Annotated in this window: 7 protein-coding genes and 1 other RNA gene; 7 read left to right on the top strand and 1 reads right to left on the bottom strand. The window is 70.3% G+C overall.

Annotated elements, in window-relative coordinates; genetic code table 11:
* Positions 1-599: 599 nt before the first annotated feature.
* Entirely contained in the window at positions 600-1,331 is a 732-nt protein-coding gene (locus ACFVIM_RS29900; protein ID WP_384307822.1) for a hypothetical protein, read from the top strand.
* 205 nt (positions 1,332-1,536) lie between these two features.
* On the opposite strand, the gene ACFVIM_RS29895 is transcribed toward ACFVIM_RS29900, so the two are convergent.
* The gene (locus ACFVIM_RS29895) at positions 1,537-1,737 is read right to left on the bottom strand and encodes a hypothetical protein (RefSeq protein WP_384307819.1); all 201 of its coding nucleotides are present in this window, start codon (positions 1,735-1,737) and stop codon (positions 1,537-1,539) included.
* 551 nt (positions 1,738-2,288) lie between these two features.
* On the opposite strand from ACFVIM_RS29895, the gene ftsE reads away from it, so the two are divergent.
* The 6 genes from ftsE to ACFVIM_RS29865 all read left to right on the top strand — a co-directional run bounded on the left by ftsE (position 2,289) and on the right by ACFVIM_RS29865 (position 7,678).
* On the top strand, positions 2,289-2,978 hold the full coding sequence (gene ftsE, locus ACFVIM_RS29890; protein ID WP_384307816.1) for a cell division ATP-binding protein FtsE: 690 nt from the start codon (positions 2,289-2,291) through the stop codon (positions 2,976-2,978).
* 29 nt (positions 2,979-3,007) lie between these two features.
* Positions 3,008-3,925 carry a permease-like cell division protein FtsX gene (gene ftsX, locus ACFVIM_RS29885; protein ID WP_384307813.1) on the top strand — a complete coding sequence of 306 codons (918 nt, stop codon included), beginning with the start codon at positions 3,008-3,010 and terminating at the stop codon, positions 3,923-3,925.
* A 67-nt stretch (positions 3,926-3,992) separates the two neighbouring features.
* Positions 3,993-5,162 carry a S41 family peptidase gene (locus tag ACFVIM_RS29880; protein WP_384307811.1) on the top strand — a complete coding sequence of 390 codons (1,170 nt, stop codon included), beginning with the start codon at positions 3,993-3,995 and terminating at the stop codon, positions 5,160-5,162.
* A gap of 18 nt (positions 5,163-5,180) precedes the next feature.
* Positions 5,181-5,666, top strand: coding sequence for an SsrA-binding protein SmpB (gene smpB / locus ACFVIM_RS29875; protein ID WP_384307809.1), 486 nt, complete (start codon positions 5,181-5,183; stop codon positions 5,664-5,666).
* A 115-nt stretch (positions 5,667-5,781) separates the two neighbouring features.
* Positions 5,782-6,170, top strand: a transfer-messenger RNA (tmRNA) gene (gene ssrA, locus ACFVIM_RS29870).
* A gap of 263 nt (positions 6,171-6,433) precedes the next feature.
* Entirely contained in the window at positions 6,434-7,678 is a 1,245-nt protein-coding gene (locus tag ACFVIM_RS29865) for a serine hydrolase domain-containing protein (RefSeq protein ID WP_384307807.1), read from the top strand.
* Positions 7,679-7,849 lie beyond the last annotated feature (171 nt).

Genomic DNA, 7,849 nt, shown 5'->3' with positions numbered 1-7,849 from the left:
GCCGGGCGCCCTCCGTGTGTCCGCCCCCGTGTGCGCGTTGTGGAAATCCGGTGAATTCTCTTCGCGGATAGCTTCGGGTATCCGCATTCAGGGGCGCAATTCAGGTGACCGCGCATTCATGGCCAAAAAGCGGTGCGGGGCAGGGCTCTTCGGTGATCGCCAGGGAAAGGAATGCCGCCGCTGTGGTTTCCCCTCGCTTTCCGGGGGGCGTGCCACCGGTCCCGTCCGCCCGGCGCGCGGGACCCGTCCGCCGTCCGTGTACCGCACGGATTCCGCGTCCGTACGCCCGCGTGAGCCGCCCGCCGCCGGTGCTTCCGAGGCGGAGCGCCATATCGCGGTCGCTTTGTCGATAAAGTTTTCCCCTTTTCGGATGCGATATCCTCCGCGCGGTTACGGTTCCATCGCTGTGTATCTGGCAAGCTCCCTTAAAAGGGGCAATGCGGTCTCAATGTTCTTGACGCGTCCGGGGAAAATCGCAAGGCTGGCACGCGGCATGCGTATGACCGGGGTGGGACTTGAGCGAGGGAGGGATTCACCTCCCCACGGCCGCCACCCCGGGCGCTGCTCCATCAACGATCAGCTACTGGGGGTAGCACTTCATGACGAAGAGGACGCGTATCCGCGTCGCGCGGATCGTCGCCGGTACGGTGATCGCCGCCGGCGCGTCGCTGACGGCCGCGGGCGCCGCCTCGGCGGCCGGACTGGGGATCGGTGTCGGGTCGCTCTCCGGTGACGCGGGGATCGGCGTCGACAAGGACGATCCGGACCCGAGTGACCCGCCGACCACCATCCCGACGGACCCCGGTCCGACCCAGCCGACGGATCCCGGTCCGACCCAGCCCACGGACCCCGGCCCCACTCAGCCGACGGATCCGGGTCCGACCCAGCCCACGGACCCCGGTCCGACCCAGCCGACCGACCCCGGCCCCACTCAGCCGACCGATCCGGGCCCGACGGACCCCGGCCCCACCGACCCGGGCCCGACCCCCTCGGGACCGGGCAAGCCGACCAGCCCGGGCAAGCCGACCGGTTCCGGCGAGCCCAGCCCCAAGCCCACCCAGAGCGACAGCACCGGCCGGGGGAACGCTTCCTCCGGCGGCGGCGATGTCGGCACCTGCACCGTGGAACTGGACGGCGCCCCGTGCGCCGACAACTTCAGGGTGAACAACGCCGGGTCGCAGCCGGTGCAGCAGGGCCAGGCCAAGGAGGAGCTGGCCGAGACCGGTGCCATGGAGACCACCTTCCTCGTGGTCGGCGCCGCGACCATGATCGCCGGCGGTGTCGGGTTCCGGCTGCTGCCGCGTCTGGTCGGGGGCTCCCGCACCGCCTGAGCGCCCGCTCCGCGAGGGTGTCACTCCGTGTGACGTGAAGGCGCCACGCGCCCTGAGTGATCGGGGCCGACGGCGCGCCCTGGGCGCGTACAACGAGAAGGGCCCGGGTGACCGGGCCCTTCTCACGTTCTGTCCACCGCTGGGGGCGGTTCCGCGCGCCTTGGCCGCGGTGTGCCGTGGCAGCGGTCTCTGCCGTCTCTGCCGTCTACGCGGTCCTCGCCGCGAGCAGCGCCAGCGCCGCCAGCAGCAGGATCAGCAGGATCGCCAGGGCGGCGGGGGAGAGTGCGGGAAGTCCCGACCAGCCCGTCTGCTGCTGGAGCCGCTCACGGCTGGCGCGGCAGACCGGACAGCGGCCCTCACTGACCGGGGCCGCGCAGTTGGCGCACACCAGGCGGTCATAGGTCATACGCTCTCCTCCTCCCGCGCTTCGGAGCCGCGAACGCGGACCGTTACCACAGTGCTGTAGTTCTCTCCTGGGAACGCTCGGGGAAACGCCGCTGTTCCCCTCCCACTGTGCCAGCTCCCGCGCGGTCCGGCGCGCGCCCGCCCGTGCGCCCCCTCGCGGCACCCTCACGGCGGCGGAACCCCGGCCGGACACCGGAACCCCGGCTGGGGGAGCCGGACCATCCCTCGCCTGGACGCCCCACCCGGGAACCCGGGCCCTTCCGTGCCCGGGGCCCCGCCGTGAACCCGGTGGCATTCCTCCCCGTACCCCAGGGCCGCTCGGCCCCGTCCCCAGGACCGTTCTCCCCGTACCCCAGGGCCGCGTGAGCGGGGCTCAAGGGATCCATGGCCGCGGGGACCGCGCCCCGAGGTGGCGCGGAGCGGGCCGGAAGGCCCCGGACCGCACCCGCGGGTGGCACAAAGCGTGCAAGCGGGACCGCTGACTGCGTCGGGGAGGCGGGTTCGCGTAGTGTCACGCACACCTCTACTCCCGGCCGACCGCGTGGTGTACCCGTGATCCGATTCGACAACGTCTCCAAGAGCTATCCGAAACAGAACCGACCTGCCCTGCGCGATGTCTCCCTGGAGATCGAGAAGGGCGAGTTCGTCTTCCTCGTCGGCTCCTCCGGCTCGGGCAAGTCGACCTTCCTGCGGCTGATCCTCCGTGAGGAGCGGGCCAGCCAGGGGTTGGTCCATGTCCTCGGCAAGGACCTGGCGCGGCTGTCCAACTGGAAGGTGCCGCATATGCGGCGCCAGCTCGGTACGGTCTTCCAGGACTTCCGGCTGCTGCCGAACAAGACCGTCGCCGAGAACGTCGCCTTCGCCCAGGAGGTCATCGGCAAGCCGCGCGGTGAGATCCGCAAGGCCGTGCCGCAGGTGCTCGACCTGGTCGGTCTCGGCGGCAAGGAGGACCGGATGCCGGGTGAGCTGTCCGGTGGTGAGCAGCAGCGGGTCGCCATCGCCCGCGCCTTCGTCAACCGGCCCATGCTGCTGATCGCGGACGAGCCCACCGGCAACCTGGACCCCCAGACCTCGGTCGGCATCATGAAGCTGCTGGACCGGATCAACCGGACCGGAACCACCGTGGTGATGGCCACCCACGATCAGAACATCGTCGACCAGATGCGCAAGCGCGTCATCGAGCTGGAGGGCGGCCGCATCGTGCGTGACCAGGCGCGCGGCGTCTACGGCTACCAGCACTGAGCGAGACCGAGAAAGGCTGAACGCACGCGATGCGCGCCCAGTTCGTACTGTCGGAGATCAGTGTCGGTCTCCGCCGCAATCTGACGATGACCTTCGCCGTCATCGTCTCCGTGGCCCTCTCGCTCGCCCTCTTCGGTGGCGCGCTGCTGATGAGCCAGCAGGTCAACACCATGAAGGACTACTGGTACGACAAGGTCAACGTCACCATCTACCTCTGCAACAAGAACGACGCCACCACCTCGCCGCAGTGCGCCAAGGGGGCCGTCACCGAGGAGCAGAAGCACCAGATCGAGACCGATCTGAAGAAGATGGACATCGTCGAGGCCGTCCACCGGGAGAGCGCCGAGCAGGCGTACAAGCTCTACAAGAAGGAGTACGCCAACTCCCCGATCGTCTCCGTCATCACCCCGGACCAGATGCAGGAGTCGTTCCGGATCAAGCTGAAGGACCCCGAGAAGTACGAGGTGATCACCACGGCGTTCGCCGGGCGGGCCGGGGTCCAGTCGATCCAGGACCAGCGCAACATCCTGGAGAACCTCTTCTCGCTGATGAACGGCATGCGGGTGGCGGCGATCTGTGTGATGGCCCTGATGCTGGTGATCGCGCTGATGCTGATCGTGAACACGGTCCGCGTCTCGGCCTTCAGCAGACGCCGGGAGACCGGCATCATGCGACTGGTCGGCGCCTCCAGCTTCTACATCCAGATGCCGTTCATCATGGAGGCGGCCTTCGCCGGGCTCCTCGGCGGCGCGGTCGCCTGCGGCTTCCTGCTGCTGGGCCGCTACTTCCTGATCGACAACGGCATCGCGCTCGCGGAGAAGATGCAACTGGTCGAGTTCATCGGCTGGGACGCGGTCCTCACCAAGCTGCCGCTGGTGCTCGCCATCGGGCTCTTGATGCCCGCCATGGCGGCCTTCATCGCGCTGCGCAAATACCTCAAGGTGTGACAAGTCTCCAGGGCGTCGTACGGTCAACGGCCGTACGGCGCCCTTCGCTTCGCCTAGACTCGGCGCCATGCCGGGCCCTGGCCGTGCCTCTCGTGACCCTCGGCCCCGCAGCGTCCGCCGCGGGGCGTCCCTGACATTGGTCTTCTTCCTGGTCCTCGCCACGGCCGCCGCCACCAACGCGCTGCCGCGTGAGGAGGAGACCGGAACCGGCCCCCGGGCCGCCGCCGGAAAGGCCCCCGTCACCGTCGACGCGGACGCGGTGGCGCGGGCCGCCGCCGAGGCCGCGGCCGAGGGCCACTCCGGTACGGAGGCGGCGCAGGCGGTGGTCAGCCGTGGCGGCGACCGCTGGGGCGCGGTCTACGACCGCCAGGAGTACGAGAACCTCCAGCGGGACCTCGACGGCGAGTACACCGGGGTCGGGCTCTGGGCCCGGCGCGCGGACGACGGCCGGGTCGAGGTGGCCCGGGTGCGGCCCGGCGGACCCGCCGCGCGGGCGGGGGTGCGGGCCGGGGACCGGCTCCGCGCCGTCGACGGCCATCCGGTCGACGGGCGTCCCGTCACCGAGGTCGTGGCGCTGCTGCGCGGTGGCGAGCGCACCCGGGTGGCCGTGGGCCTGGAGCGCGCGGGCCGGTCCTGGACCCGCACCCTGACCCGTACGACGCTCTCCACCGAGTCCGTCACCGTCCGCCGTCTCGGCGGCGACACGGTCATGATCAAGGTGGCGGCCTTCACCCGGGGCTCGGGCGACCGGGTGCGGCGGGCGGTGCGGGAGGCGCCCGACGGCGCCGGGGTCCTGCTCGACCTGCGGGGGAACGCCGGGGGACTGGTCACGGAGGCCGTCGCCGCCGCCTCCGCCTTCCTCGACGGCGGCCTGGTCGCCACGTACGAGATGAGGGGCGAGGAGCGGGCCCTGTACGCCGAGCGCGGCGGGGACACCCGGCGGCCGGTGGTCGCCCTGGTCGACGGCGGCACGATGTCCGCCGCCGAACTGGTGACCGGGGCGCTGCAGGACCGCGGCCGGGCGGTCACGGTCGGTTCGCGCACCTTCGGCAAGGGCTCGGTGCAGATGCCGAGCGCGCTGCCGGACGGCTCGGTCGCCGAGCTGACCGTGGGCCACTACCGCACCCCGGCCGGACGCGATCTCGACGGCGAGGGGATCACCCCCGACCTGCCCGCCGCGGACGGCGCCGAGCGGCGGGCCCGTACGGTATTGGGTGGCCTCGGGGCGGGGTCGTAGTGCGAAAATGACCGCACTATGGCGAAGGAAAAGAACCAAGGGCGCAAGATGATCGCGCAGAACAAGAAGGCGCGGCACGACTACCACATCCTCGACACCTACGAGTGCGGCCTCGTACTCACCGGTACCGAGGTCAAGTCGCTGCGCCAAGGGCGGGCCTCCCTGGCGGACGGGTTCGTCCAGATCGACGGCCACGAGGCGTGGCTGCACCACGTCCACATCCCGGAGTACGCCCAGGGCACCTGGACCAACCACTCCGCCCGGCGTAAGCGGAAGATGCTGATGCACCGGGCCGAGATCGACAAGCTGGAGTCGAAGTCGCAGGAGACGGGTCACACGATCGTGCCCCTCGCGCTGTACTTCAAGGACGGCCGGGCGAAGGTCGAGATCGCGCTGGCGAAGGGCAAGAAGGAGTACGACAAGCGGCAGACGCTCCGGGAGCGCCAGGACCGCCGTGAGGCGGACCGGGCCATGTCGGCGGTCCGCCGCCGTCAGCGGTCCTGACCCGCCCGCGCCCGCCGCTGCCCGGCGGGGCGGCAAATGGGCTGGCCCGTGCCCGCCCCGGTCACGTACGATGGCGTTGTCCCTGACACAGGGGCGGGTTTTGATAACTCAACATGGGGATGATCGGTTTCGACAGCGGATGTCGAAGCAGGTGAAGCGAGCCGAGGAAGCGGCAATGATCTCGTAAACCATATGTCGCAACCAATAATCGCCAATACCAAGAGCGATAACTCCAGCTACGCCCTCGCTGCCTGATAAGTAGCGAAGCCTAGCTCTCAAAGGAGCGTCAGCCCGGGGGTGTTCCCGACCCGGATCCTGGCGTCATTCAGGGGACTAAACCGCTAGACCCGGTCACGGGGTGTAGCGGGAAAACTCACAGTGACTGAGCCCGTCGGAGACTTGTCCGCGTGATCTCCGGGGCTGAGAAACTCATAGCGGACTGCGCTCGGAGAAGCCCTGATTCCGCACCGTTGGACGCGGGTTCGATTCCCGCCATCTCCACCATCTCCATCAGACGACAGGCGAGGTGTCCCTTTCCGGACTCCTCGCCTTCGTCATGTCTGATCACAGGCCCCTCGCCGTTCGGCGGGGGGCCTCTGTGCTGTCCGGGCGCGAGGTGTGAAGTACGGCACAGAAGGCGCAGCGGGGGCGCACGGGAGTGAAGGGGGTGGCGCGGGCAACCAGGGAGACGGCACAGGTGCTCCTTGGAGATAGCCGGTGTCCGCGTCTCGCGCCGCCGGTCCACCCATGGAACGGGAGAACTCTCGATGGTCTCAGGCACGGTGGGCAAGGGAACAGCGCTGGGCGTCGCACTCCTCTCGCTGCTGACGGCCCCCGCCTACGCGGCGGACACCTCCTCGGCCACCACGGCCGAGGGCACCAAGCGCCCCTCGGCCACGGCGGCCGCCGCACCCGACACGGCCGCGCTCCGCGAGGTCCTGCGTACCGCCGTCTCCCAGGGCGCGCCCGGGGCGATGGCGCGGATCGACGACAACGGCACGGTGCACACCGCCGCCGAGGGCCTCGCCAACACGGCCACCAACCGCAAGATCAGCTCCACCCACCAGTTCCGCATCGGGAGCGTCACCAAGAGCTTCAGCGCGGCGGTGCTGCTCCAGCTCGTGGACGAGGGCAAGCTCGACCTCGATCGCCCGGTCACCGCCTACCTCCCCGGGCTCCTGCCCGACCAGCGGATCACCGTCCGCCATGTGCTCAGCCACCGCAGCGGGCTCTACGACTACACCAACGATATGTTCGCGAACACCGTCCCGGGCTTCGAGGCCGTACGGAACAAGGTGTTCGCCCCCGAGGAGCTGGTGCGGCTCTCGCTCGCCAAGCCGCTCACCGTCACCCCGGGCACCAGCTACTCCTACTCCAACACCAACTTCGTCATCGCCGGGATGCTGATCGAGAAGATCACCGCGTCCACGCTGAGCGCCGAGTACGGCAAGCGGATCATCACCCCGCTGAGGCTCACCGGCACCTCCTACGTCCACCCCCAGACCGGCTTCCCCGGCACCCACACCCGGGGCTATCTGCGGCCCGACCAGGCCGGGGCGCCGCTGGTGGACTCCACCAGCCAGACGCTGTCCTGGGCCCAGGCCGCGGGCGCGATCATCTCCACGCCCAAGGACGTCAACACCTTCTACAACGCGCTGCTGCGCGGCAGGCTCACCTCGGCCGCGCGGCTCACCGAGATGAAGCAGTGGATCCCGGTCAACGCGACCCAGGGGTACGGTCTGGGGCTGCGCCGCCGCGACCTGGCCTGCGGGGTCTCGGTCATCGGGCATGTCGGGACGGTCCAGGGCTACTACACCTTCGCCTTCTCCTCGGCGGACGGGCTGCGCCGGGTCACCGCCGTCGCCAACACCTCCAACCACGGCACGGTCCTCACCACCCTGGCCCGCACCCTCGACGCCACCTTCTGCGGCACCGCCGCCAGCGCCCGGCGCGGCGCCGTGCCGGTGACGCCGGAGCGCGAGGAGATCGCGCCGGACGTGGTCCGGGACTGAGGTGACGCGGCGGACGCCGGGCCGCTGACGGACCGGGCGGCTCCGGTGGACGGCGGACGTCTGTCCCGGGCGTCCACCGGACCCGACCGCGCCGACGGCCGGGGCCCGTGCGGTAGACGGGGTTCCGGCCGTCCGCGCGGGCGGGCACTCTGGAGGGGAGGACCCCTGAAC

This window comes from Streptomyces sp. NPDC057638 (genome assembly GCF_042800315.1).
Taxonomy (GTDB): Bacteria; Actinomycetota; Actinomycetes; order Streptomycetales; family Streptomycetaceae; genus Streptomyces.
The sequence above is the reverse complement of the archived record's forward strand: the minus strand, read 5'-3'. Positions and strand labels throughout refer to the sequence as shown.

What these genes read in the sequence shown, in the direction of transcription:
- ftsX (WP_384307813.1), top strand. Translation starts at nt 3,008, where the DNA reads ATGCGCGCCCAGTTCGTACTGTCGGAGATCAGTGTCGGTCTCCGCCGC.
- smpB (WP_384307809.1), top strand. Translation starts at nt 5,181, where the DNA reads ATGGCGAAGGAAAAGAACCAAGGGCGCAAGATGATCGCGCAGAACAAG.
- ACFVIM_RS29880 (WP_384307811.1), top strand. Translation starts at nt 3,993, where the DNA reads ATGCCGGGCCCTGGCCGTGCCTCTCGTGACCCTCGGCCCCGCAGCGTC.
- ACFVIM_RS29865 (WP_384307807.1), top strand. Translation starts at nt 6,434, where the DNA reads ATGGTCTCAGGCACGGTGGGCAAGGGAACAGCGCTGGGCGTCGCACTC.
- ACFVIM_RS29900 (WP_384307822.1), top strand. Translation starts at nt 600, where the DNA reads ATGACGAAGAGGACGCGTATCCGCGTCGCGCGGATCGTCGCCGGTACG.
- ACFVIM_RS29895 (WP_384307819.1), bottom strand. Translation starts at nt 1,737, where the DNA reads ATGACCTATGACCGCCTGGTGTGCGCCAACTGCGCGGCCCCGGTCAGT.